Here is a 23946-nt window from a genome sequence, read left to right on the forward strand (position 1 = left end):
ATACACCATATAAAAAATCAAAGGATTAAAAATGAAAAAGATTATAACAACAGGTTTATTAGCAAGTTTATTAGCAGCTTCACTATATGCACAGAACGATTTCTCAGCTTTCTATCCACCAGAAAATGATGATACACCAGATTATCTTGTAGAAAATAAAGTTGAAAATTTAAATACAGTAAGAGTTTCATCCGCATCAACAATTGATTCAAATGCATTTCTAGCATTTTATCCAGCAGAGAATGATGATACACCAGATTATCTTGTAGAAAATAAAGTTGAAAATTTAAATACAGTTAGCGTTTCATCAACATCAACAATTGATGCGAATACCTTATTAGCATTTTATCCAGCAGAGAATGATGATACACCAGATTATATATTAAGTAACAATAAAGATGAAATTTTATGTGCCATGAATTCAAGTGAACATAATGCAAATCATAGTTACTTAAAAAATTGCTAGTTTCTATTCTAGACTTACACTCATAAATTTTAATAGTAAGTCTAGAAGAATTTAATATTTCTTCACCCCTTTACTCTTTAAACATCAAATTATACCAATACAACTATTCTTAAATTTAAATAATCCAACTAGAATGAAAATATTATACGCATTATTAGAATAATTTATTTCCAAAAAGTTTTAAATATTAATTATTTTCCTCATTCCTTCCTTATTAACTCTTTATAATACACCATATAAAAAATCAAAGGATTAAAAATGAAAAAGATTATAACAACAGGTTTATTAGCAAGTTTATTAGCAGCTTCACTATATGCACAGAACGATTTCTCAGCTTTCTATCCACCAGAAAATGATGATACACCAGATTATCTTGTAGAAAATAAAGTTGAAAATTTAAATACAGTAAGAGTTTCATCCGCATCAACAATTGATTCAAATGCATTTCTAGCATTTTATCCAGCAGAGAATGATGATACACCAGATTATCTTGTAGAAAATAAAGTTGAAAATTTAAATACAGTTAGCGTTTCATCAACATCAACAATTGATGCGAATACCTTATTAGCATTTTATCCAGCAGAGAATGATGATACACCAGATTATATATTAAGTAACAATAAAGATGAAATTTTATGTGCCATGAATTCAAGTGAACATAATGCAAATCATAGTTACTTAAAAAATTGCTAGTTTCTATTCTAGACTTACACTCATAAATTTTAATAGTAAGTCTAGAAGAATTTAATATTTCTTCACCCCTTTACTCTTTAAACATCAAATTATACCAATACAACTATTCTTAAATTTAAATAATCCAACTAGAATGAAAATATTATACGCATTATTAGAATAATTTATTTCCAAAAAGTTTTAAATATTAATTATTTTCCTCATTCCTTCCTTATTAACTCTTTATAATACACCATATAAAAAATCAAAGGATTAAAAATGAAAAAGATTATAACAACAGGTTTATTAGCAAGTTTATTAGCAGCTTCACTATATGCACAGAACGATTTCTCAGCTTTCTATCCACCAGAAAATGATGATACACCAGATTATCTTGTAGAAAATAAAGTTGAAAATTTAAATACAGTAAGAGTTTCATCCGCATCAACAATTGATTCAAATGCATTTCTAGCATTTTATCCAGCAGAGAATGATGATACACCAGATTATCTTGTAGAAAATAAAGTTGAAAATTTAAATACAGTTAGCGTTTCATCAACATCAACAATTGATGCGAATACCTTATTAGCATTTTATCCAGCAGAGAATGATGATACACCAGATTATATATTAAGTAACAATAAAGATGAAATTTTATGTGCCATGAATTCAAGTGAACATAATGCAAATCATAGTTACTTAAAAAATTGCTAGTTTCTATTCTAGACTTACACTCATAAATTTTAATAGTAAGTCTAGAAGAATTTAATATTTCTTCACCCCTTTACTCTTTAAACATCAAATTATACCAATACAACTATTCTTAAATTTAAATAATCCAACTAGAATGAAAATATTATACGCATTATTAGAATAATTTATTTCCAAAAAGTTTTAAATATTAATTATTTTCCTCATTCCTTCCTTATTAACTCTTTATAATACACCATATAAAAAATCAAAGGATTAAAAATGAAAAAGATTATAACAACAGGTTTATTAGCAAGTTTATTAGCAGCTTCACTATATGCACAGAACGATTTCTCAGCTTTCTATCCACCAGAAAATGATGATACACCAGATTATCTTGTAGAAAATAAAGTTGAAAATTTAAATACAGTAAGAGTTTCATCCGCATCAACAATTGATTCAAATGCATTTCTAGCATTTTATCCAGCAGAGAATGATGATACACCAGATTATCTTGTAGAAAATAAAGTTGAAAATTTAAATACAGTTAGCGTTTCATCAACATCAACAATTGATGCGAATACCTTATTAGCATTTTATCCAGCAGAGAATGATGATACACCAGATTATATATTAAGTAACAATAAAGATGAAATTTTATGTGCCATGAATTCAAGTGAACATAATGCAAATCATAGTTACTTAAAAAATTGCTAGTTTCTATTCTAGACTTACACTCATAAATTTTAATAGTAAGTCTAGAAGAATTTAATATTTCTTCACCCCTTTACTCTTTAAACATCAAATTATACCAATACAACTATTCTTAAATTTAAATAATCCAACTAGAATGAAAATATTATACGCATTATTAGAGTATTGAATTTATCATCAATTAAAGAACTTGTTCATTAAAATGACTAAACTGAGATTATAATATCTCAAGTTTATTTTTTACCTATAGCCATTTTAAGATATTTTTCATATGTTTCTAAGTCTGTTTCTCCAAGAAATTTTTTAACAAACTCTCCATCTTTAGAAAATAAAAATAGTTCAGGAATTCTTTGAACATCGTCTAAATCTTTTGCTAATTTAAAGTTTTCTTCACCAACAGTTATAGGATATGTAATACCATATTTTTCAATAAACTCAATAATTTCAGATGTAGGTTTATCTTCTTCTTTCTCAAAAAGTACAGATACTATTTCAAAATCATCTTTATATTTTTCTCTTAACTCTTTTAAAACAGGAAGACCTTTAATACATGGAGGACACCATGTTGCAAAGAAATCAAGTAAAATAGCTTTTTTACCTTTATAATCTTTAAAATCTAAACCTTCTTCTGTACTTGTAAGTTCTATTATTTTACCATCAGTAGTTATAAGTTTAAATGTCTTAGATACAAACTTTTTTACATATGGCGTATTGTTTTTAGTATTTGCAATTAAATTCTGATCAATCTCAGATTTAGAATCACAACCTGTAAATAAAAAAAGTGCTGTAAGCAGTGCTGCAAAAGTATAATTAATTTTCACGATTATCCTTGGTTATTATCTTAATATTTATATATTATTACTTGAAATTATAGTAAAAATAAGTTAATAGTTAATAAATATCTTTACTCAAGAGTAGAAAGTTCTTTTAAAAGTTTTGTAGCTTCTTCTTTTTCAAAAAAGAAATTCATTGATAAGTCTTGAATTATTTGTTTTAGAAGTTTTATATTCTTTTTTCTACACACTTATTCCTCATAAAAGAAGTACTATCAATAATAAATAATTTAAAATAAAAGGAAAATTTATGAAAACTCTGAATAGAAGAACTTTTGTAAAAGGAGTAATTGCAACAAGTTTACTTACTTCCATACCAATAAATTTAAGTGCAAGTACAAAAATATCAAGTAGAAAAGAAACTAAAGAAATAAGTGGAACAGAGTTTAATTTAAGTATAGAAAAAACTTCTGTAAATATTACTGGTAATCCAAGTGTTGCTACAACAGTAAATGGAATGTTAAGTGGTCCAACACTTAGATGGAAAGAAGGAGATACTGTTACAATTAATGTAACTAATAACCTTAGTGAAGACACTTCTATCCATTGGCATGGGCTTATTTTACCTCCTGCAATGGATGGAGTACCCGGAATTAGTTTTGATGGAATTAAGCCAGGAAAAACATTTACATATACTTTCCCAATAGTTCAAAGTGGAACGTATTGGTATCATTCTCATTCAGGTTTTCAAGAACAATCAGGTGTTTATGGTGCAATTGTAATTGAACCAAAAGAAGAAAAATTAACATATGATAAAGAATATGTAATTTCTTTATCTGATTGGTCAGATGAAAAACCTGATAATGTTTATAGAAAAATAAAACTATCAGCTGATTATTATAATTTTAAACAAAGAACAGTTGGAGACTTTTTTGATGAAGTAAAAGACCTAGGTTTTATGGGAGCTTTTAATCAACGGAAAATGTGGAATGAAATGGCTATGACTGATAGAGATTTATCTGATGTAACAGGATATACATATACTTATCTTATGAATGGTCAAAATCCTGCAACAAATTTTAAAGCTTTATTTAAAAATGGTGAGAAAATAAGACTACGTTTTATTAACAGTTCCGCTATGACATTCTTTGATGTATGTATTCCTGGTCTTAAAATGACTGTAGTTGCGGCTGATGGAAATTATGTACAACCTGTAGCCGTAGATGAGTTTAGAATAGGTGTTGCTGAAACTTATGATGTTATTGTTGAACCTGAAACAAATACTTCATATGCTATTTTTGCTCAAAGTCTTGATAGAAGTGGTTATGCATTAGGTGCTTTAACTTATGATCAAAATATAATAGCAAGTACGCCTAGTTTAGACCCTCTTCCTATCTTATCTCATTCTGATATGGGAATGGATATGAATAATATGGATCATTCAGGTCATGATATGTCTTCAATGAAAGGATCAATGTCAAAAGATAAGCCTATGGATCATTCGATGATGGGTCAAAATATGAAAAAGTCTGAAATGCCTATGGATATGAAAGGGATGGATCATTCTAAAATGGGGCATGATATGTCATCGATGATGCAAGAAGAGTCTAAACCTATGGATCACTCAATGATGGGAGGGAATATAAAAAAGCCCGAAATTCCTATTACAAAATTAGAAGAAGCAAGAGGAGTTCAGACAACTATGAGAGCTATGGATCCTCAATATAGACTTGATGATCCAGGTGTTGGGCTTAGAAATAATGGAAGACGTGTTTTAACTTATGCTGATTTAAGATCATTAACACCAACAACACATGATAGATATCCTGATCGAGAGATAATTTTACGTTTAACAGGAAATATGGAAAGATATATGTGGTCTATAAATGGAATTGCATATAAAGATGCTAAACCTTTGGAATTTAAATATGGTGAAAGATTAAGAATCACTTATATAAATGACACGATGATGAATCATCCTATGCATTTACATGGAATGTGGAGTGATTTAGAAACAGGAGATGATAATTATCTTCCTAAAAAGCATACTATTATTGCACAACCTGGTTCAAAAATCAGTTTCCGTGTAAATGTAGATGCAAAAGGTTCTTGGGCTTATCATTGTCACTTGCTTTATCATATGGCAGGAATGTTTAGAAAAGTCGTAGTGGCTTAAGGAGTATTTGATGAAAAAATTATTAGTAACAACAGCATTAGCAAGTTTATTCATAACATCAAGTTATGCAGGTGGTGGAGGTGATATTTTAAGAAGTTCATTATTAGTTGATCAACTTGAATATCAATATAGTGATACAAAAACATTAAGTTGGGATATAACTGCATATAGTGGATATGATTTAAATAAAATTTATATTTATTCAGAAGGTGAAAAAGCTAAAAATGAATCTGCTGAAAGTGAAAATCAATTGGTTTTCTCAAAAGCTATAGCTCCTTATTGGGATATTCAAGCAGGGATAGGATACGACAAAAATGAAGAATCTAATCAAAAATGGGGTGTTCTATCAGCTCAAGGTTTAGCCCCATATTTCTTTGAAACAAGAGCTAGTCTTTTACTTGGAGATGATGGAAATATTGGACTTAGAGCAGAGGCTGAATATGAAGCTCTTCTTACTCAAAAGTTAATATTAAGTCCAAGTATTGGGATAGCAGCCTATACTAAGAATAATGAAGAGATGGGAATAGGTAGTGGTTTCTCAAATATTACTTTAGGCACAAGACTTAGATATGAAGTTAAAAGAGAGTTTGCACCTTATATTGGTGTCGAGTGGAGTAAAAACTTAGGAAATACAAATGATATGTCGGCTTTAGATGAAGTATATGCTACTGCAGGTGTTAGATTTTGGTTTTAATAGAAGTTCCTCATTGCTTCCATATTAAGTATATATAATTACAAATAAAATAAAAAGGACAAATTATGAAAAAATTATCAACAATATTATTAGGATTAGGTTTATTAGCAGGAAGTGCATTATATGCAGGTGGTTCTCATTCTGATGAACATTCAACAAAAGTAGAGTCTTCAAATGATCATATGGGTAATCATATGCATGAAGGTAAGATGACAAATCATATGAATGCAGATGGAATGCCAGATAAAGAAGTGAAAAAAGAAGTAAATGATCATATGGGTAATCATATGCATGAAGGTAAGATGACAAATCATATGAATAAAGATGGTATGTCTGATGCCGAGATGAATAGTAAAAAAGATAAATAAAAAGTTATAATGTAAACCTTAAAATAAAAAATCTATCTTTTAATATATTAGATAGATTACTTTTAAGGATTTATATTATTAAATAAAATAATACTAAATAAACCATTATCATATAAGATTTTTTTAGAGAATACAACTTCATTTAATAAAATAAAAAAGTATTTTGAATGAAAAAAGTTTTAATAATATCTCAATAAATTTATAACTAAATACTACATCTATACTACATTCTGCTTCGATATAATCAAATTAAACTTATAATGGAGAGAAGATGAAAAAAACAATATTACTGTCAGCTATAACATTAATGACATCAAATTTATTTGCAGGAGATTTAAGTGATGCATTTAAAAATGGGAAAATAAAAGGGGAATTAAAATCTTACTATTTTCAAGAGAAACAATCAGATACAGGAAGTTCTTCAATTTTTCATAATGGAGGGTCTATAAACTACCTTACAGGTAATTATTATGGTTTTAATTTAGGCTCAACATTTCAAGCTTCAAGTGTAAGTAATATTGATGGTACAAATAGATTTACTGAAGATGAAGATGCCTCAGGGGCAGTTTTATCAGAATTATTTGTTTCTTATACAAAAGGTAATTCATCTGTAAAAGTAGGAAGACAATATATTGGAACACCATTGATTGCAGGTTCTGGTTCAAGAATGATTAGACAATCATTTCAAGGTTATACTTTTACAAACAAAGATTTACCAAATACTAGTATTTCGTTAATATATGTTGATAGATTCCAAGGAAGAACAGATAATAATGGGAATACAGGAAATTTTGTTAAGACTTTTATTACCAACTCTCCATATTCTAACTCTCCATATTCTTATACCCTTGAAAAAGGTGCTTATTCTATTTATTTAGAAAATACTTCAATAAAAGACTTAGCTATAAATGCTCAATATGTAGATGCTATTGATAATTTTAAAACTGTTTATTTAGATTCGACTTATAATTTAGGTAACTTTTCGGCTACAGGTCAATATATAGGTACAAAATTTGATGATAATAAAGCAGATGGTAATTTTATTGCACTTAAACTTGGAACAAAAATAAATGCTTTTACTATAAATGCAGCAGTAAGTAAAAATATTTCTAATGGAAATGTAGAATCTGGATTAGGTTATGGAGCGGATACTTCTTTAACTGCAAATGAAATTTATGGGGGTGTTTTCTCTTATATTAATGGAGCAAAAGCTTACAAATTAGATGTTGGTACTAAAATTGATAAAGTAGGAATCAATCTAGCTTATGTTTATACCGATTTAGAAAATAATAAGTCAAATGATAAAGAAACAGATATTACAGTTTCTTATGATGTAAATAAAAATTTTAAAATAAATCTTTTACATGCTATAGTTAATGGAACAGAAGATTATAGTAGACCTAATGCGGATAGTGAAACAAGAATTAAAATACAATATACTTTTTAACACTCTCAATAATTCACAATATTTATATAAAAGAGAAGGAAGGATAATCTTCCTTCTCTTAAAGATTAAACCTATAACCAATACCTTTTAAAGTAGAAATAGCATCACTATCAAGTTTCTTTCTCAAGTTTTTTATATATGTTCTAATTGTAGTGGCTTCTGGCATTTCATCATAAACCCAATTATTAATAGAAATCTCTTCAATAGAAATAGTTTTATTCTTACTTTTAATAAAATATTCTAAAAGCTTTGCTTCTGTTTTTGATAAATTAAACTCACCATTTGTATTTATGATAACTTTTCTATTGTAATCATAAAAAACATCATTACTAATTTGTATTTGTCCAAAACTATCTATTTGTCGTAACCTTTTTATATTTTCTATTCTAAGTACTAATTCACTTAATTCAAAAGGTTTTTTTATATAGTCATCAGCTCCTGCATTAAATCCAGTTTTAACATCATCACTTGTATCTCTTGATGTAATAAATATAGTTGGAATATTAATATTGTTTTTTCTGAGATTTCTTAAAAGATCAAAACCATTGATATTTGGTACATTTACATCAAATAAAAGAAGATCGAAATTCTCATCGTAGATAACTTCTTCTGCTTCACTACCATTCATTATACTTACTACGTCATAATGTAACTCTAATAAGTGTTCTTCAATAATTTCATTTAAAATAGTATCATCTTCAAGTAGTAATATTTTCATCTGTTTTAACTCCTAATGTTTTTCATAAATTGCTAGAGAACCGTTTTTATTAATAGATAAAACATTATAAGCTTGTTTCATATTCCCTTGTTCCATTCCAGGACTTCCTACTGGCATTCCTGGTACTGTAATTCCTATAATATTTGGCTTTTCTGTAAGCATTTTTTTTACAGCCGAGTAATCAACATGCCCTTCAATCACATAACCATCTACAATAGCTGTATGACAAGAAGCCATATTCTTAGAAATACCAACTTTTGATTTAATTTCATTCATATTATTTGACATAATAGTTTTTACTTCAAAACCTTTTGTTTTCATAATGTCAATCCATTTTGTACAACATCCACAATATGGAGATTTATATACGGTCATTTTTTTACCTTCCATTGCAAAAACTGAACTTGCAAGAAGTATTGATATTAAAATTGCTTTTTTCATTAATTGTTCCTATATAAGAGATTTTTTCATTTCATCAAATTGTTCTTTTGTAATTTCACTTTTAGCAAAACGTTTTTTCAAAATATCAATAGCACTAGAGTCTTTCTTTTCATTAAAGATTGAAAGTATTAGATAAACCAAGATAAACCAAAAAATAAACATTGCCACTCCATGAAATAGAGTCATGTTCATATTCATATATGTAAACATTTTATATCCTTTTTTTTCTTTATTATAGAAGATTAATGAGGACTTTATGTGGAGAAAATGTCGAAGTGAAAGAATAAATTAAGTTCGCGCTTAAGTATAGATTTCGAAATTTTAGGAAAATTACTTCGACATAATTTGTAAGAGTTAAATAAATAACTTAACCTAATTATAGTAGATTTACATGTAGTTAACATGTAGAATACTAGATTTTAAGAATATATCCTAATCCTTTTATAGTTGATAAGTTATTTAGTTTCTTTCTTATATTCTTTATATACGTTCTGATTGTGGCAATAGAAGGCTCACTTGCATATTCCCATATATTTATTACTAGCTCTTCAACAGATATAGTTCGGTTTTTATTAAGAAGAAAATATTTTATTATTTCGGCTTCTTTTTTTGGTAATGTAATTATTCTATCATTTTGTATAAGGTACATATTTATTAAATGAAAACTGGTTTTACTATCAATTTTTAATAATTCTGTTGAAGACATTAAAATATTTTTTTCTATATATTCAATTCTAATTTTAAGTTCTTCAAGTCTAAAAGGTTTTCTTAAAAAATCATTTGCACCTATTCTATAAGCTTTTTCAAATTCTTGAAAGTTAGTTGATGCTGTCATAAATATAATAGGTATAGTAAATCCAAGATTTTTAAACTTCTCAAATATATTTAATCCATTTATTTCTGGGACGTTAATATCAAATAATAATAAATCAAACTTTTGATTGTATAACATTTCATTTGCTTCATTTCCTGTAAATACTTGAAAAACACTATAAAAGTGTACTTCTAGATATTCTTTTAATATGTCTGATAACATCAGATCATCTTCAAGTAATAAGATTTTCATTGTTTTAATCCATTTTTCATTTATTATATATTTCCTATAAGGAGGGAATGTGTATAAAAACTACATGTTAACTACATTCTATAATGCTATAGTTCTCTTACTATTTACAATATTTTGTATATAAGCCTCTTTTTTAAGAGAATTCAAATTTTTAGGAGAACAAATGAAAAAAATCGCAAAATTAAGTTTAGCTACAGCAATAGCAATCACAGGGTTCACTTCAAGTGTATACGCAGCAGATTCAATATCTGAAGCATTTTCAAATGGAAAAGTAAAAGGTTCAGTTAAATCATACTATTTCGCACAAACTTTTGATGACGTAACTAAAGATGATAGTTCTATTTGGGCAAACGGTGGATCTTTAAACTTTGTAACTGACTCATATAAAGGTCTTGTATTAGGTACTACTTTCCAAACATCACATGTTACTTCAATTGATGATACTGCTGGTGCAACAAAATCAAGTATGGATGCCCAAGGTTCAGTTTTATCAGAGGCTTATTTACAATATACATATGATAACACTACATTTAAAGGTGGAAGACAATTTGTATCAACACCTTTATTAGCAGGTTCTGGTTCAAGATTAATTAAAGAAGCTTTTGAAGCATATTTACTTGTTAACACTGATATTCCTGATACAACAATTGTTGCAGGTCTTGTTACTAAATATCAACAAAGAACGGATTATACAACTACTGCACCATTTACTACTACAAATACAGATGCAAACGGTGGACCAGGTGAGTTTATGAAGATTGGAACTGATGGAATAAGAACAGTTTATATCAAAAACAATTCACTTTCAAATTTAAATGTTCAATTCCAATATGCTGATGCAGTAGATATTGCATCACTTCTTTATGTTGATGCAAAATATAATTTTGGACCTGCTTATGTTGCAGCTCAATATTATGATACTAATTATGATGCAGCTACAACAGCAGATTCTTCTATGTATGGTTTAAAAGTTGGTGGAAATGTTATGGGCCTTGATTTATTTGCAGGATATACTTCAACTAATGATGATGGGGATGTTGTAAGAGGACTTGGACAAGCTGCATATGCTCATTATACAGCTACTACAAAAACAGCAGGAGCAAGTGCTTTTGCAGCAGGAACTGATTCATATCAAGTTGGAGCAGGATATAAATTCGGAGATTTAAAAACTAAAGTAAGATATTCAAGTTTTGATAACCCAACAGTAAATGCTGATTTAGCTGAAACTACATTAAATTTAGAGTATAAATTTACAAAAGCTTTAACAGCACAAATTGATTATTCAATTTTAGATTATGAAAATGATACTAAAGATGCTACAGATTTAAGATCAAGATTAATTTACTCATTCTAATATTATAGGGGTTTTGGGGCCCCTATAAATAAAATAATATTATGATATAATATTTCCTATTATAAGGATTTGTATGAAAATATTATTAATGGAAGATGATTTAATTTTAAATGAAATCATTACTGAGCATCTTGAAGAAGAAGGATACAAAGTACTTTCAGTATTTGATGGTGAAGAGGCTCAAGAAAAGATTTACTCACAAACTTTTGATTTACTGCTTTTAGATGTTAATGTTCCTAACTTATCAGGCTTTGATTTATTAAAAGATATTCGTTCAAAAGAAATTAAAACTGCAGCTATTTTTATAACATCAGCAAATATGCTTGAAGATATAGAAGAAGGATTTAATTCAGGATGTGATGATTATATTAAAAAACCTTTTGAATTAAAAGAGTTAGATTTACGTATTAATAATATTAAAAGATTACACAATATTTCTCCTTCAACAAATATAGAGTTATCAACAAATTTATCCTTAGATATTAAAAAACTTTGTATAAATAAAGATGAAGAAGATATCCATATTACACAAAAAGAGTGTGATGTTTTACTATATTTAATTAAAAATAAAAATAAAAATGTAAGTATTGATGAATTGAGTCTAAATGTTTGGGCTTATGAAGATTCACCAATTGCTTCTACAATACGAACATATATAAAAAACCTACGAAAGATAGTAGGGGAAGAATACATTTTAAATACTAGAGGGGTTGGTTATAGATTTAACGGTTAGTGAAAAAAGAACTTTTATAAGGTTTCTTACTCTATATCTAGGTTCATCTCTTATACTAATGTTATTGATTGCATTTTTTTATTTTGAAAATGAAAAAAGATTATATTTTGATTTAGCTAAATCAAATATGCAAAATACTGTTTCAAAAATATCTTCAAAAATAATATTCTCACATATGACAGATACTCCTTTTGATAAAACAAAGATATTAGATACAAATGAATATCGGATATCTTTTTACAATGAAAAAAAAGAAAAAATATTTGGAAACCTTGATGATGAAATAGATTTTTCAAAAGATATCATGCAACATGATGAAAAGCATTTTATTCTAATAGATAAATCTACTCTAGGACATCTAGGTGTTTTTTATATTGCAATTGAAGAGAATTTATATTTCAATGAAATAAAAGAGATGAAAGTAAATATACTCTTCTTTTTTCTTATTATATATTCTTTTATATCTTTAACTGGATTTTATTTAGCAAAGCTCTTTTTAAAGCCTATAAAAGAAGAGAGAGAAAAACTAAATAATTTTATTAGAGATACAACTCATGAGTTAAATACTCCAATTTCTGCTATTCTAATGTCAACTGAAAAATCACAACTCAGTGAAAAACAAATAGAAAGAGTTAGACTAAGTGCTAGAAGAGTATCTGAGATATATAAAGACTTAACATATATTTTTTTACAAAATAATGATGAAAAACGTATTACTGAAAGCTTATCCTTTGATATGTTAATTTTAGAACAACTAGAATATTTTGAGCCATTAGCTTCAAAGAAGAGAATTAAAATAAATTCATCATTAGAAACTTTTGAGTATGTAATCAATAAAGATGATGCTATTCGAGTTGTTAACAATCTAATCTCAAATGCTATTAAATATAATAAAGTAGGTGGACAAATAGATATATCTTTAAAGAATAGAATATTAAAGATTTCTGATACAGGTATTGGTATTGAAGAAGAAAAACTTAAAGATATTTATAAAAGATACTATAGAGCTACAAAAGAGCAGGGTGGTTTTGGTATAGGATTAAATATAGTAAGTAAAGTTTGCAGTAAATATAAAATTGAAATACAAATTAAATCAAGATTAAAAGAAGGTACTGTATTTACTCTTAACTTCTAAAAGCCAAGTATAAGTAAATGGAGCTTCTTTTTTTGATGGACTAGCAGATAAGTATTTTATTATAGCTTCTGCAATATTTTCTGCTTCTTTAATATATATTTCTTTAAGTGAGTAACTTTTTGATTTTGAAAGTTTTAATCCTGATACATCATCAAGAGGAGTAGCATCATCTATTGGTTTTGTACTATCAATCATTATGCTACCCACAATCTATTTTTATAATTGCCGACTAAAAATTCTTTCTCAACCTTTGATATGATTTTATCAAGTGATTTTTTTCTAAGTCTTGAACTTCTAAAATGGATGTACTTTGAACAAGTGAAGCCATAAATATTGCTTTTTCCTTTGCTCTTTGTTTTTCTAGTTGTTTTAAAGATATAACTTCATTCCCTGCAAAATCAAGACCAAGTAAATTGGTAAGTCTTTCAATTGTGCTTAGTTTTATATCTTCTCCTGCAAAAAATCTATTTATAGTTCTAATACCTAAGTTACTTAATTTTGCAAGATTCTCAATGCTTATATTAATTTGTTTTTTGACTTAATTAAAAATATGGGGGTTTGAAAACCTTAGTAAACTTCTGTATACTGGTAAGAAACCAAGGTATTTCTATAATGGATTATAAAAAAACTCTAAAAACTGTCCAAAATGTTCCTCTAAGAATGTTATCAAGATAGGTAAAAGAAGAGGAATTCAAAGATATTTATGTAAAGATTGTAGGAAAAAATTTCAACATCAAAGACGACCAGAACAACTACAAAAAATTATCTTCAAAGAATACTTTCTACAACGCCAAATTCTAAAACAATTATCAGCCAAATATAATAAATCAATACCTTGGATAATGAAACAAAGAGATGAATTTAAATCCCTTCTTAGAGAATCCCTACAGACAGCCAGTGAAGAAGAACTCACTTCTCACTTAGGCTATGAAAAACATCAAGAATCAGATAATCCAAACTATCGTAATGGGTCAAATAAAAAATCATTAAAAACCAAATATGGTGAAGTTGATGTTGCAATTCCAAGAGATAGAGATGGTTCTTTTGAGCCAAAGCTTGTTCCAAAAAGAGAAAGACTTTTAAAAGGAAGTGAAGATTTAATACTTTCACTTTATGCAAAAGGAATGAGTGTAAGAGATATACAACATCATCTTGATGATTTGTATGGTTATGAACTATCAGAACAAACAATTTCAAATATCACAAGTGCAATAATAGAGAAAGCCAAAGAGTGGCAGAACCGTCCTTTAGAATCCATTTATCCCATAATCTTTATGGATGCTACAGTACTTAAAATAAGAGTAGATAGAGTAGTTAAAAATATAGCAGCTTATATTATGTTGGGAATAACTTTAGATGGTAAAAAACAATTTATACAGCTAATACAGAAGAAGATGAACAGTTAGCTCTTACAGAATTTAATGATATATGGGGTAAAAAATATCCTCATATTGCACAATCTTGGACTTCAAATTGGAATGAGTTATCCACTTTCTTCAAATATCCACAATCAATAAAAACATTAATTTATACAACAAATCCAATTGAATCATTAAATTCAACAATAAAAAGAAAAACTAAAACAAAAGGCTCATTTCCAACAATAGATTCAGCTTTTAAAATGTTATATCTATCAACACAAGAGGTTCAAGTAAAATGGAAAAAACTAGAATGAGAAATTGGAGTGAGATTTACCCTCAACTTTGCATATTTTTCAGTGAAATTATGGAAAAATATACAAAGTAATTAAGATTTAACTGGTGGATTTACACAGTTTATTTTACAGGGTCTATAAAGTGATCTGTCACATTTATAATAAATATAATATTAAATTTGATAATTTATGTCTTTTTATTAAAGTAATTTTAGATATCTGTACCACTATAAGATTAGACACGCTTAATGATGGAACTGTCGGTTACTGTATCTCCTATGATATATCACATTTTCCTTGGGCTTATAAATCTTTTATTAGAGAATGCTTTTTTGTTATCACTCTTTTAGTAGCATCTTTAATTGGGTAAGAAATTGAGATAAGTCCTACCCAAATAGTATCAATTATTTGAAAAGATTAGAATAATATCATTCTATTTCATTTCTAAAGTTTTTCAAGAATATTTTTTCACCTACTACAATAAAAAGAATAGCTAATAATGCGGCATAAATAACAATAAAATCTTGTTCTGCTTTTACTATAAGAAAAACAGTAAGTATAACTACATCAAGAATAATAGCAGTCAATAAAATAATTGCATTAGCTTTAATTTCTTTTCGTAGATGACGAAAGACTCCCCAGTGAATTGTAATATCCATAATGAGATAAAATATTGCACCTAAAGAAGCAATACGACTTAAGTCAAAAAATATTGTGAAAAATATTGCGATGACAACAGTATAGACCAAGGTATGTTTCTGAATATCACCAGGCATTCCAAAATAACTATGTGGCACAAGTTTCATCTCTGTCAACATTGCTAGGATACGAGAAACAGCAAATACGCTTGCAATAACACCAGATATAGTCGCAATGATAGCTAATCCAACAGTAAACCATAAGCCATAATTACCAAATATTGGTTTGGAAGCTTGTGCCAATGCATAATCTTTTGCAGAAATAATCTCAGAAATACTTAAATTGTTTGCAACTGCTATTGCAACTAAAAAATATATGATCACACATATAGTAATAGATATAATTATTGCCCGTCCGACATTACGATGAGGATCTACAATTTCAGAGCCACTATTAGAAATTGTTGTAAAACCTTTATAAGCTAGTATAGCTAAGGCTATAGCTGCTATAAAACCAGTAATTGACGATATTATGTAGCAAACTCACCAACATTTAGGAGCCATTTTTTGGGATTTTAGCCCAATATAATAGTATAATTTACTTTAAATAAACTATAAGAGGTAAAGGATATTATGCAACATGTATTAAGTCAATTAATTAGTAAGAGAGCTGAGTTAAAAGGTGAAGTTAAATACTTAAGAGAAAAACTATTTGAAATGGAAAATGTTGTTGATAGTTTAGATGTGGCTATAAAGGTTTTTGATCCAGAATTCAACTTAGATGACATTAGAGATAAGCGATATAAAAAGAGATCTCATATATTTATGCATGGAGAAGCCAATAGATTGTGCCTCGATGTTTTAAGAAGATCAAGTAGCCCATTGACAATGAAAGAAATAGTTCAAGAGGTTATGAAAAAGAAAAAATTAAATTATGAAGATTTAGATTTAACTAAAAATATTGAAGAGTCCCCAATTTTACGAACTAACTTCCATAAAAACGATTTGATCACTTCTATAGATGATGGTGAAAGAATTAAAAAATGGAAAATAGCTTAAGCTACTCCTAACCGCTCACTAACTCTATGATTCCCTTGCCAATAACCTGTCCACTCATTGGATTGTAAAGTCTTCATACATTTTACAGAAATATCTTCAAGTATAGAACGATTATCCAACCGTCTTGTATCCTCTCTATATGCTATCTCATTAGCATAGTTAGATATATATAATTGTCCCATTTTATGAATCTGTCCCTGTTGAAATCTTCTGAAACGAGCAAAAAAACTTTCTGCTTGATTTGAGCAAGCATTTTCTTCACTCATATACTCTATTGAATGATTAACTCTTCTCATTTCATATCTTGCATGTAATGAATCATAAGCATTAGCTTCATCTGCATGTAGTTCTGTTCCTTCAACTATTCTATTATTAGCTATATTCATAATATCAGTAGTGTTTTCATTATGTAATACATAAGTTAAAGTTCTCTTACTTCCTATGAACTCAGCTTCTCCACTATATCTCTGTCTTACAACTATAATACATCTTTTATTTGGGTTTTGATTAGCTATTAGTCTTCTATCAATTCTATCATTAATATTATTGGCTGGTCTAACATAATGATTAACATAGGCACCATCAATCTCACATACTCCATCCATTGGTGTTTCATCTCTTGTTTCTAAGAGGGCTTCTCTAAATTTATGAAGTAGCACAAAAGCTGTTTTATATTGAATATTAAGTTCACGGGATAGTTTTAAAGCACTCATTCCTTTAACTTCATTAACAAATAAAGCAATAGCCATTACATAAGTTCTTAAAGATAATTTATGACTTGCAAAAAGAGTTCCAGAAGTGATTGAAAATTGTTTATGGCAATCTTTGCACTTCCATATTGATCTTGTATTTAAATAATAATGCTTACCAATACTTCCACAACATGGACAAACTGGTTTACCATTAGTTTGATCCCATCTAATTTTTCTAAAAAAGCTTTCAGCTTGTTTTTCTGTCATACGTGCAATCTCAACCAAACTAAAACTTCTTGCTGCTTTTGATAATAAAAAATGTTGTGCCATGGTTTTCCTTTGTATGTCATATATGAGATGATTATAGCATATATGACATTAGTGTTTCTTTAACTAAAAACTATTTTAATAAATTTTAAAAAACATGAGAGAAAACTGTTATATATGAGAGAAAAGCTTTATAACTGCTATATTAATGTCATAAATACTATTAAATTGTCAAATATGAGATGATTACTGTAGATTATTATGAATTAATTTGATAAAATAATTAAAATCTTTACTGGAGGTATATAAAATGTCAGAAGATTGGAATAAAAAAGCAACAGGTATTCTAAAAAGCATATTAACAAGAAGAAATATACAATATCCTGAATTAGCTACAAAGCTAAATGCAATTGGTTTAGATGAGACACAAAGTAGCATAGCCAGTAAAATAAGTAGGGGAACTTTTAGTTTCGTGTTTTTCATACAATGTATGAAAGTTTTAAATATTGAAGAAATAAAAATAGATTAGGAGAGGGAAAGATGGCAAAAAAAGAAGTAGTAACAGATTATTGGGTTAGGGATTTATTAAAAGAAGCTGAGATTGAGCTTGAACCACAAGGTAGTAGCATTTTGGAAATTGATAATGCCCTAAAGAGTGCATCTAAGAGTGGCTCTGGTAAAGTTGGATTTCCTGAATTTGTAGGGGTTGTCAAAGATATTTTAATTGTTATTGAAGATAAGGCATCATTATCTAAACATGTAAAATTGGATATAAATAATCTCATTAGTATGGAAACAAAAGATATTAAAGATTGTGCTCTAAATGGAGCTTTATTCTACGGAAAGCATTTAGCAAAAAATACTTCATACAAAAAAGTTATAGCTTTTGGTATATCTGGAAATGAGAAAAAGCATAAAATAAGTCCAATTTTTATTGATGAAACAGAGTATTATAGAGAGTTACCAGAAGTTGAGTCTTTTATTTCATTTAATAAAGATAATATTGATGAATACTACATAAGAGAAGTTTTAAAAGAAGCAACTAACAAAGAAAAGGAAACTGCTGAGATATTAAAAGATGCTGCCAGATTACATGAGGATCTAAGAAACTATGGAAATCTTAAAGATGTAGATAAGCCGCTTATTGTTTCTGGAATACTTTTAGCTTTAAAGGAATCTGAATATAAGAACTTTTCAATTGATGATTTAACTGCAGATGAAATAAAAACAGATGGTCAAAAAATATATGATGCAATTCTTTCAAATTTAACAAGAGCAAATGTTTCTCCTGATGTAAAAAAAGATAAGATTCTTAATCAGTTCGCTTTAATAAAAGATACTAAGATATTAAATGAACTGAACTTGAAGCTTGGGAAGACACCCTTAAAACACTATGTAGAGTTCTTAGATAAAAATATTTATAAAACTATAAAGTATACAAAATCTTCAGAGGATTTTTTAGGTAGATTTTATGGGGAGTTTATGTCATATTCTGGTGGAGATGGTCAAGCATTAGGTATTGTTTTAACACCAAAGCATATTACAGATATCTTTTGCGATTTAGTGGATATCAAACATGATGATGTTGTTTTAGATCCAACATGTGGAACAGGTGGATTCTTAGTGGCTTCAATGCATCATATGTTAGAAAAACTTGATGAAGAAAAAGCTGAATATGGTATGTCTGAGAGTAAATACAAACAAAAACAGTCAAATATAAAGCAAAAACAATTACATGGGTTTGAATTACAGCCATACATGTTTACAATAGCAACAACTAATATGATTTTAAGAGGAGATGGTAAAAGTAATTTAATTAATGATGATTTCATTGCACAAATACCTTCTAAATTACAATTAAGTCAGTCAACTGTCGGAATGATTAACCCTCCGTACTCTCAAGGATCAAAATCTAACCCTGACTTATATGAAATAAATTTTGTTAATCATTTGTTAGATTCTTTAACAACAGGAGGAAGATGTATTGCAATTATACCCCAATCTTCAATGACTGGGAAAACAAAAGAAGAAAAAGAAGTTAAAGATAATATATTAAAAAAGCATACCTTGGAAGGAGTAATAACATTAAATAAGGATTCTTTCTATGGAGTTGGAACTATGCCTTGTATTGCAATATTTACAGCAGGAATTCCACATGACGAAGACAAAGTTTGTAAGTTTATTGATTTTAGAAATGATGGATATAAAGTAAGTCCACATATAGGGCTAATTGAGACAGAGCAAGCAAAAGATAAAAAACAGCACTTATTAGATGTTTGGTTTAATAGGCTTCAATCTGAAACTAAATTTTGTGTAGAAACAACTGTTAGTGCAATGGATGAATGGTTACATAGCTTCTATTATTTTAACGATGAAGTACCATCAGATGAGGATTTTGAAAAGACTATTGGAGATTATTTGACTTTTGAATTCTCAATGATTATGAATGATAGAGAATATCTATTTGATGAGAGAGGTATTCCTGATGAATTTAGAGAATAAAAAATGGAAAGAATTTAATTTTACTGATATCTTTGATATAAAAGGTGGATATTATAATAAAAAGCCTAAGTTAGAAAAAAATGGTAATATTCCTTTTATTGGTGCAGTTGACAATTCTAATGGAATTACGGAATTTTATTCGATAGAAAATATTGATGATAGTAGTAAGACAGGTAATGGAAACAATCATACCATTGATAAAAAAATATTTAAAGGTAATTGTATCTGTGTGACAAATAATGGATCTGTTGGTTATGCTTACTATCAATTACAGTACTTTACATGTAGCCATGATGTAAACCCATTATATTTAAAAAATTATATACTTAGTAAAGATTTGGCTATGTTTATAATTGGATCAATTGAGAAACAAAGAGTTTGCTTTCAATACTCCCGAAAGTGGAGACCTAAAAGAATGGTAAAGTCAAAAATTCTTTTGCCAGTAAATAAGGATGATGAACCAGATTATAAATATATGGAAGAATATACGAAATCAAAAATTAATGCAAAAAAAGAAGAATACAAAAGATATGCTCAAAAAAAATTAGATGAATTGGTGTATGAAGAAGTTGAACCATTAGAAAATAAAGAATGGAAAGAATACTTTGTAACTGATATATTTGATGTAATTAAAAGAGGAAAAAGACTTACTAAGTCTAATCAAGAGAATGGTAACATGCCTTATATTTCATCAACAGGTTCTAATAATGGAATAGATAACTTCATTGGGAACAATAAAGATGTAAGAATATTTAATAACTGTTTAACAATAGCTAATAGTGGAAGTGTTGGTTCCAGTTTTTACCACCCTTATGCTTTTATAGGAAGTGATCATGTTACAGGTTTAAAAAAGGATTGTATGAGTGAATATGAATACATGTTTATATCAACATTAACAAATAGATTTTCAGAGAAATATAATTTTAATAGAGAAATTAATGATTCACGAATTTCAAGAGAAAAAATACTACTTCCTATGGATGAGAATGAGAAGCCAGATCACGGGTATATGAAACAATATATGATAAACATGATACACAGAAAACTTACTCAATATTTAAAATACTCAAAAAATTAATCAAAACTGAAAACAATAGGGCTCTAAGCCCTATTTTAACTCAAATACAAAACACTAACAAATTTCAAAATTTACAGTCAAAAATAGCCCTTATGTTATATATAGATTTTTTTATATATATAACATAGCAATTATTTAAATTCATAAAGGCAATTTCATTACACACTAAACCACTACAAAAGTTTAAAAATCTAAGAACAATCCCATTTCTAATAAACTTTTTCATCCTTTTAGGCTCCTCATGGGATCTGGAGTTTAAGATGAATAAAAGTAAAGAATTAGATCAATTTTACACAAATAATAAAATTGCTGAGAGTTGTATGGATGAGTTAAACAAGAATTATAAATTAGATAATTATTTCTTATTAGAGCCAAGTGCTGGAACAGGATCTTTTTCTGATTTATTTCATAAGAATTCATTGGCTATTGACATTGATCCAAAAAAACCATATATGAAGAAGATTGATTTTCTTGGATTAAGTATTAATGCTTTTAATCATAAGAATGTTTTTACAATTGGGAATCCACCGTTTGGTAAGAATTCATCTTTAGCTATAAAATTCTTTAATAAATCTGCTGAATTTTCTGATTATATAGCTTTTGTTGTTCCAAAAACATTTAAGAAAGCAAGTTTAACTAATAAATTAAGTTTAGATTTTCATTTAGATATGGAGAAAGATATCCCATTAGATAGCTTTATATTTGAAGGAAAGAAATATTCTGTTCCATGTGTTTTCCAAGTTTGGAAAAAAATGGATGTAAAAAGAGAGCCTATTTATACGAAATCTTCAACTGAACTATTTGAATTTACAACAAAAGAAGATGCTGATTTTGCTATTAGACGTGTTGGAGGATTAGCTGGAAAAGTTCTTGAAGAATTTGCTGAATATAGCGAATCGTCTAACTACTTTATTAAAACAAAAAGAAGTAAAAGGTTATTAACTAAAAAAATAAGATCAGTATATGAAGATTTAAATATTCTTGCAAAGAATAGTGCTGGTAATCCATCTTTATCTAAACATGAGTTAATCACAACTCTTGAAAGATCTAATTAGGAGATTCTTATGACTGAATCTCAAAGCCATGGATTTCTATTTGAAGAACAGGTTAAGCAAGGAATTAGTAAATACTTAGATAGTGTTACTATAAATTATACAAACAAATGGGATATACCACCTATAAGTGTTAAATCATTTAAGTTTGATATTTCAAAAAGCAACAATAGAGTTTATTTTGGATCCATTGAGAATATGTTTAAAATTCAAGATGGATTTTTCTTAGCTTTAATAGGTTATGAACAGAAGGGAAGAGTTAAAGAAGTTGTCTTTTCTGATTTCATTTTTATTGAAGTTAAAGACCTACAAAATTTAAAGGGTGAATTAGAGCTAAAAGAGCTTGAAATGCTCTCAACTAAAATAAAATCATTTAAGGAAGGCTTTCATGAAGAAGCAAGAGAATGGTATAAGTCTATACTTCCTGAATACTCTATGAAAACGAGTTTTCAAATTAATTTTAAAGTTGATTCTAAAAAACAAAGAAGAATTCAATGTTCTTTAACCATTGAAGAACTTTATAAAAAACTAAAAAGAGAATTGATATTAGTAAATAAGCTTAATATTAACAATATAGATTCAAATCCAAGAGAAAGAAATACCTTAGGTTAAAAATAAACCATTATTTTAAAAAGTAAAACAAAAACAATAGGGCTCTAAGCCCTACTGTTAAGGTGATACATCAATATTCCTGGTGTGCTTGCTACATAATATCGGTAATTGAGGTACCGGAGGTATTAGATGTAATTATATTTGTGTTTTCAAACGATACACCAGAAATCCAAAGCCCACCAATGGCAAAAATAAGAATACCCCCGATTTTAATAAATGCCATTACTAATGAAAATAGTCCAATCATTCGATTGCCTGATATATTTAATAAAAAAGCAAAAATAAGGACAGAAATACTTAAGGCAGTCACAATCCAACTACTTGGATCTATATTGAATATTTGTACTATATAAGTCCCAAAAGTACGAGCGACAAGACTTTCATTAACTACCATTGAAAAATACATTAATAGTGCACCTACTGCTGTTATGGTACCTTTACCGTAAGCTTTTTGAAGAAACATACCAATACCACCAGCAGAAGGATAGGCATTAGATAGTTTAACATATGAATACGCACTAAAGGCTGTCACAATCGCTGCAGCCAAAAAAGCTAGAGGGAACAGCGAACCTGCTAGCTCTGCTATTTGTCCTGTTAATGCCAGGATTCCTGCTCCTATCATAACCCCTGTCCCCATAGATACTGCACCTATAAGAGACATACTGTTTTTAATATTTCCAAATTATGAGTATAAATATGTAGAAAAGTTAATTACCAATAGATAAAATTAATTCCATTATCTAAAGTTTGATTCAAAATAATTTCATTTTCACTTATTTTATTCTTCGTAATATTATTTTCTAAACTTATTGACTCTTTTCCATTCTTTTCTAACATTAAGTCAAATTCTGGACTTTTTTCTTCTTGTGTACTTGAACTAATTGTATTTTTAGAATTACAATTTGATTCCTTAACATTCGTTGTAATTGCTGAAATATTCATTCT

Annotated in this window: 30 protein-coding genes and 1 pseudogene; 20 read left to right on the forward strand and 11 right to left on the reverse strand. The window is 28.0% G+C overall.

Annotated elements, in window-relative coordinates; genetic code table 11:
- Nucleotides 1–31: 31 nt before the first annotated feature.
- The 4 genes from GBG18_RS04965 (at nt 32) to GBG18_RS04980 (ending at nt 2545) form a co-directional block, all read left to right on the forward strand.
- On the forward strand, nt 32–466 hold the full coding sequence (locus GBG18_RS04965) for a hypothetical protein (protein WP_152188954.1): 435 nt from the start codon (nt 32–34) through the stop codon (nt 464–466).
- A 258-nt stretch (nt 467–724) separates the two neighbouring features.
- Nucleotides 725–1159, forward strand: coding sequence for a hypothetical protein (locus GBG18_RS04970; RefSeq protein WP_152188954.1), 435 nt, complete (start codon nt 725–727; stop codon nt 1157–1159).
- Nucleotides 1160–1417: 258 nt separating this feature from the next.
- Nucleotides 1418–1852, forward strand: coding sequence for a hypothetical protein (locus GBG18_RS04975; RefSeq protein ID WP_152188954.1), 435 nt, complete (start codon nt 1418–1420; stop codon nt 1850–1852).
- Nucleotides 1853–2110: 258 nt separating this feature from the next.
- Nucleotides 2111–2545 carry a hypothetical protein gene (locus GBG18_RS04980; RefSeq protein ID WP_152188954.1) on the forward strand — a complete coding sequence of 145 codons (435 nt, stop codon included), beginning with the start codon at nt 2111–2113 and terminating at the stop codon, nt 2543–2545.
- Nucleotides 2546–2775: 230 nt separating this feature from the next.
- On the opposite strand, the gene GBG18_RS04985 is transcribed toward GBG18_RS04980, so the two are convergent.
- Nucleotides 2776–3363 carry a TlpA family protein disulfide reductase gene (locus GBG18_RS04985; RefSeq protein WP_152188956.1) on the reverse strand — a complete coding sequence of 196 codons (588 nt, stop codon included), beginning with the start codon at nt 3361–3363 and terminating at the stop codon, nt 2776–2778.
- A gap of 262 nt (nt 3364–3625) precedes the next feature.
- Here GBG18_RS04985 and GBG18_RS04990 point away from each other — a divergent pair, with 262 nt between their 5' ends.
- From GBG18_RS04990 to GBG18_RS05005, 4 genes are all read left to right on the forward strand, one after another.
- Nucleotides 3626–5491, forward strand: a complete 1866-nt coding sequence (locus GBG18_RS04990; RefSeq protein WP_152188958.1) for a copper resistance system multicopper oxidase — start codon at nt 3626–3628, stop codon at nt 5489–5491.
- A 10-nt stretch (nt 5492–5501) separates the two neighbouring features.
- Nucleotides 5502–6185 (forward strand): copper resistance protein B, encoded by a 684-nt coding sequence (locus GBG18_RS04995; protein ID WP_152188960.1) that lies wholly within the window; start codon nt 5502–5504, stop codon nt 6183–6185.
- Between the two features lie 65 nt (nt 6186–6250).
- Nucleotides 6251–6553, forward strand: coding sequence for a hypothetical protein (locus GBG18_RS05000; RefSeq protein ID WP_152188962.1), 303 nt, complete (start codon nt 6251–6253; stop codon nt 6551–6553).
- Nucleotides 6554–6824: 271 nt separating this feature from the next.
- The gene (locus GBG18_RS05005) at nt 6825–8000 is read left to right on the forward strand and encodes an OprD family outer membrane porin (protein ID WP_152188964.1); all 1176 of its coding nucleotides are present in this window, start codon (nt 6825–6827) and stop codon (nt 7998–8000) included.
- A gap of 58 nt (nt 8001–8058) precedes the next feature.
- Here the strand turns inward: GBG18_RS05005 and GBG18_RS05010 are convergent, their stop codons facing one another.
- The 4 genes from GBG18_RS05010 to GBG18_RS05025 all read right to left on the reverse strand — a co-directional run bounded on the left by GBG18_RS05010 (nt 8059) and on the right by GBG18_RS05025 (nt 10225).
- Nucleotides 8059–8718, reverse strand: coding sequence for a response regulator transcription factor (locus GBG18_RS05010; protein ID WP_152188965.1), 660 nt, complete (start codon nt 8716–8718; stop codon nt 8059–8061).
- Nucleotides 8719–8730: 12 nt separating this feature from the next.
- On the reverse strand, nt 8731–9159 hold the full coding sequence (locus GBG18_RS05015; protein WP_152188967.1) for a DUF411 domain-containing protein: 429 nt from the start codon (nt 9157–9159) through the stop codon (nt 8731–8733).
- A gap of 9 nt (nt 9160–9168) precedes the next feature.
- Nucleotides 9169–9369 (reverse strand): SHOCT domain-containing protein, encoded by a 201-nt coding sequence (locus GBG18_RS05020; protein ID WP_226896405.1) that lies wholly within the window; start codon nt 9367–9369, stop codon nt 9169–9171.
- Nucleotides 9370–9571: 202 nt separating this feature from the next.
- The gene (locus tag GBG18_RS05025) at nt 9572–10225 is read right to left on the reverse strand and encodes a response regulator transcription factor (RefSeq protein ID WP_152188969.1); all 654 of its coding nucleotides are present in this window, start codon (nt 10223–10225) and stop codon (nt 9572–9574) included.
- Nucleotides 10226–10388: 163 nt separating this feature from the next.
- Here GBG18_RS05025 and GBG18_RS05030 point away from each other — a divergent pair, with 163 nt between their 5' ends.
- The 3 genes from GBG18_RS05030 (at nt 10389) to GBG18_RS05040 (ending at nt 13447) form a co-directional block, all read left to right on the forward strand.
- Nucleotides 10389–11579, forward strand: a complete 1191-nt coding sequence (locus GBG18_RS05030; RefSeq protein ID WP_152188971.1) for an OprD family outer membrane porin — start codon at nt 10389–10391, stop codon at nt 11577–11579.
- Nucleotides 11580–11652: 73 nt separating this feature from the next.
- A complete protein-coding gene (locus GBG18_RS05035; RefSeq protein WP_152188972.1) occupies nt 11653–12312 on the forward strand; it encodes a response regulator transcription factor in 660 nt (219 codons plus the stop codon).
- Between the two features lie 58 nt (nt 12313–12370).
- On the forward strand, nt 12371–13447 hold the full coding sequence (locus GBG18_RS05040) for a sensor histidine kinase (RefSeq protein ID WP_193311073.1): 1077 nt from the start codon (nt 12371–12373) through the stop codon (nt 13445–13447).
- On the opposite strand, the gene GBG18_RS05045 is transcribed toward GBG18_RS05040, so the two are convergent.
- Both GBG18_RS05045 and GBG18_RS15735 read right to left on the reverse strand, forming a co-directional pair.
- A complete protein-coding gene (locus tag GBG18_RS05045) occupies nt 13412–13642 on the reverse strand; it encodes a hypothetical protein (protein ID WP_226896406.1) in 231 nt (76 codons plus the stop codon). The two genes, GBG18_RS05040 and GBG18_RS05045, sit on opposite strands and share 36 nt — an antisense overlap.
- A gap of 34 nt (nt 13643–13676) precedes the next feature.
- Nucleotides 13677–13973: a hypothetical protein gene (locus tag GBG18_RS15735; RefSeq protein WP_152189010.1), complete on the reverse strand. Its 297-nt coding sequence runs from the start codon at nt 13971–13973 to the stop codon at nt 13677–13679.
- 121 nt (nt 13974–14094) lie between these two features.
- Here GBG18_RS15735 and GBG18_RS15805 point away from each other — a divergent pair.
- The 3 genes and pseudogenes from GBG18_RS15805 to GBG18_RS15740 form a co-directional block, all read left to right on the forward strand.
- A pseudogene (locus tag GBG18_RS15805) lies at nt 14095–14169 on the forward strand (IS1/IS1595 family N-terminal zinc-binding domain-containing protein); the annotation flags it as partial.
- 120 nt (nt 14170–14289) lie between these two features.
- A complete protein-coding gene (locus tag GBG18_RS05055) occupies nt 14290–14853 on the forward strand; it encodes an IS256 family transposase (RefSeq protein WP_152188975.1) in 564 nt (187 codons plus the stop codon).
- Complete coding sequence (locus GBG18_RS15740) at nt 14817–15122, forward strand: transposase (protein ID WP_152189012.1); 306 nt, start codon at nt 14817–14819, stop codon at nt 15120–15122. The genes GBG18_RS05055 and GBG18_RS15740 overlap by 37 nt, the downstream gene beginning before the upstream one ends.
- 407 nt (nt 15123–15529) lie before the next feature.
- Here the strand turns inward: GBG18_RS15740 and GBG18_RS05065 are convergent, their stop codons facing one another.
- A complete protein-coding gene (locus GBG18_RS05065; protein ID WP_152188977.1) occupies nt 15530–16273 on the reverse strand; it encodes an amino acid permease in 744 nt (247 codons plus the stop codon).
- Between the two features lie 99 nt (nt 16274–16372).
- Between GBG18_RS05065 and GBG18_RS05070 the strand changes: the two genes are divergently transcribed.
- Entirely contained in the window at nt 16373–16798 is a 426-nt protein-coding gene (locus tag GBG18_RS05070) for a hypothetical protein (RefSeq protein ID WP_152188979.1), read from the forward strand.
- Here the strand turns inward: GBG18_RS05070 and GBG18_RS05075 are convergent.
- A complete protein-coding gene (locus tag GBG18_RS05075) occupies nt 16795–17820 on the reverse strand; it encodes an IS1595 family transposase (protein WP_152188980.1) in 1026 nt (341 codons plus the stop codon). The two genes, GBG18_RS05070 and GBG18_RS05075, sit on opposite strands and share 4 nt — an antisense overlap.
- A 247-nt stretch (nt 17821–18067) precedes the next feature.
- Between GBG18_RS05075 and GBG18_RS05080 the strand changes: the two genes are divergently transcribed.
- The 5 genes from GBG18_RS05080 to GBG18_RS05100 all read left to right on the forward strand — a co-directional run bounded on the left by GBG18_RS05080 (nt 18068) and on the right by GBG18_RS05100 (nt 23001).
- Nucleotides 18068–18286, forward strand: a complete 219-nt coding sequence (locus tag GBG18_RS05080) for a DUF6471 domain-containing protein (RefSeq protein ID WP_152188982.1) — start codon at nt 18068–18070, stop codon at nt 18284–18286.
- An 11-nt stretch (nt 18287–18297) separates the two neighbouring features.
- On the forward strand, nt 18298–20259 hold the full coding sequence (locus GBG18_RS05085; RefSeq protein WP_152188984.1) for an HsdM family class I SAM-dependent methyltransferase: 1962 nt from the start codon (nt 18298–18300) through the stop codon (nt 20257–20259).
- Nucleotides 20243–21337, forward strand: a complete 1095-nt coding sequence (locus tag GBG18_RS05090; RefSeq protein WP_193311074.1) for a restriction endonuclease subunit S — start codon at nt 20243–20245, stop codon at nt 21335–21337. The genes GBG18_RS05085 and GBG18_RS05090 overlap by 17 nt, the downstream gene beginning before the upstream one ends.
- A 260-nt stretch (nt 21338–21597) precedes the next feature.
- On the forward strand, nt 21598–22392 hold the full coding sequence (locus GBG18_RS05095) for an SAM-dependent methyltransferase (protein ID WP_152188988.1): 795 nt from the start codon (nt 21598–21600) through the stop codon (nt 22390–22392).
- Between the two features lie 9 nt (nt 22393–22401).
- Nucleotides 22402–23001: a hypothetical protein gene (locus GBG18_RS05100; protein WP_152188990.1), complete on the forward strand. Its 600-nt coding sequence runs from the start codon at nt 22402–22404 to the stop codon at nt 22999–23001.
- Nucleotides 23002–23092: 91 nt separating this feature from the next.
- Here GBG18_RS05100 and GBG18_RS05105 read toward each other — a convergent pair whose 3' ends face one another.
- Nucleotides 23093–23662, reverse strand: a complete 570-nt coding sequence (locus GBG18_RS05105; protein ID WP_152188992.1) for an amino acid permease — start codon at nt 23660–23662, stop codon at nt 23093–23095.
- A 50-nt stretch (nt 23663–23712) separates the two neighbouring features.
- Nucleotides 23713–23943: a hypothetical protein gene (locus tag GBG18_RS05110; protein WP_152188994.1), complete on the reverse strand. Its 231-nt coding sequence runs from the start codon at nt 23941–23943 to the stop codon at nt 23713–23715.
- Nucleotides 23944–23946: the final 3 nt, after the last annotated feature.

The organism is Poseidonibacter ostreae (assembly GCF_009208075.1).
Taxonomy (GTDB): Bacteria; Campylobacterota; Campylobacteria; order Campylobacterales; family Arcobacteraceae; genus Poseidonibacter; species Poseidonibacter ostreae.

Coding starts and splice junctions, on each gene's coding strand:
- GBG18_RS04965 (WP_152188954.1), top strand. CDS start 32: ATGAAAAAGATTATAACAACAGGTTTATTAGCAAGTTTATTAGCAGCT.
- GBG18_RS04970 (WP_152188954.1), top strand. CDS start 725: ATGAAAAAGATTATAACAACAGGTTTATTAGCAAGTTTATTAGCAGCT.
- GBG18_RS04975 (WP_152188954.1), top strand. CDS start 1,418: ATGAAAAAGATTATAACAACAGGTTTATTAGCAAGTTTATTAGCAGCT.
- GBG18_RS04980 (WP_152188954.1), top strand. CDS start 2,111: ATGAAAAAGATTATAACAACAGGTTTATTAGCAAGTTTATTAGCAGCT.
- GBG18_RS04990 (WP_152188958.1), top strand. CDS start 3,626: ATGAAAACTCTGAATAGAAGAACTTTTGTAAAAGGAGTAATTGCAACA.
- GBG18_RS04995 (WP_152188960.1), top strand. CDS start 5,502: ATGAAAAAATTATTAGTAACAACAGCATTAGCAAGTTTATTCATAACA.
- GBG18_RS05000 (WP_152188962.1), top strand. CDS start 6,251: ATGAAAAAATTATCAACAATATTATTAGGATTAGGTTTATTAGCAGGA.
- GBG18_RS05005 (WP_152188964.1), top strand. CDS start 6,825: ATGAAAAAAACAATATTACTGTCAGCTATAACATTAATGACATCAAAT.
- GBG18_RS05010 (WP_152188965.1), bottom strand. CDS start 8,718: ATGAAAATATTACTACTTGAAGATGATACTATTTTAAATGAAATTATT.
- GBG18_RS05015 (WP_152188967.1), bottom strand. CDS start 9,159: ATGAAAAAAGCAATTTTAATATCAATACTTCTTGCAAGTTCAGTTTTT.
- GBG18_RS05020 (WP_226896405.1), bottom strand. CDS start 9,369: ATGTTTACATATATGAATATGAACATGACTCTATTTCATGGAGTGGCA.
- GBG18_RS05025 (WP_152188969.1), bottom strand. CDS start 10,225: ATGAAAATCTTATTACTTGAAGATGATCTGATGTTATCAGACATATTA.
- GBG18_RS05030 (WP_152188971.1), top strand. CDS start 10,389: ATGAAAAAAATCGCAAAATTAAGTTTAGCTACAGCAATAGCAATCACA.
- GBG18_RS05035 (WP_152188972.1), top strand. CDS start 11,653: ATGAAAATATTATTAATGGAAGATGATTTAATTTTAAATGAAATCATT.
- GBG18_RS05040 (WP_193311073.1), top strand. CDS start 12,371: ATGTTATTGATTGCATTTTTTTATTTTGAAAATGAAAAAAGATTATAT.
- GBG18_RS05045 (WP_226896406.1), bottom strand. CDS start 13,642: ATGATTGATAGTACAAAACCAATAGATGATGCTACTCCTCTTGATGAT.
- GBG18_RS05055 (WP_152188975.1), top strand. CDS start 14,290: ATGAAACAAAGAGATGAATTTAAATCCCTTCTTAGAGAATCCCTACAG.
- GBG18_RS05070 (WP_152188979.1), top strand. CDS start 16,373: ATGCAACATGTATTAAGTCAATTAATTAGTAAGAGAGCTGAGTTAAAA.
- GBG18_RS05075 (WP_152188980.1), bottom strand. CDS start 17,820: ATGGCACAACATTTTTTATTATCAAAAGCAGCAAGAAGTTTTAGTTTG.
- GBG18_RS05080 (WP_152188982.1), top strand. CDS start 18,068: ATGTCAGAAGATTGGAATAAAAAAGCAACAGGTATTCTAAAAAGCATA.
- GBG18_RS05085 (WP_152188984.1), top strand. CDS start 18,298: ATGGCAAAAAAAGAAGTAGTAACAGATTATTGGGTTAGGGATTTATTA.
- GBG18_RS05090 (WP_193311074.1), top strand. CDS start 20,243: ATGAATTTAGAGAATAAAAAATGGAAAGAATTTAATTTTACTGATATC.
- GBG18_RS05095 (WP_152188988.1), top strand. CDS start 21,598: ATGAATAAAAGTAAAGAATTAGATCAATTTTACACAAATAATAAAATT.
- GBG18_RS05100 (WP_152188990.1), top strand. CDS start 22,402: ATGACTGAATCTCAAAGCCATGGATTTCTATTTGAAGAACAGGTTAAG.
- GBG18_RS05105 (WP_152188992.1), bottom strand. CDS start 23,662: ATGTCTCTTATAGGTGCAGTATCTATGGGGACAGGGGTTATGATAGGA.
- GBG18_RS05110 (WP_152188994.1), bottom strand. CDS start 23,943: ATGAATATTTCAGCAATTACAACGAATGTTAAGGAATCAAATTGTAAT.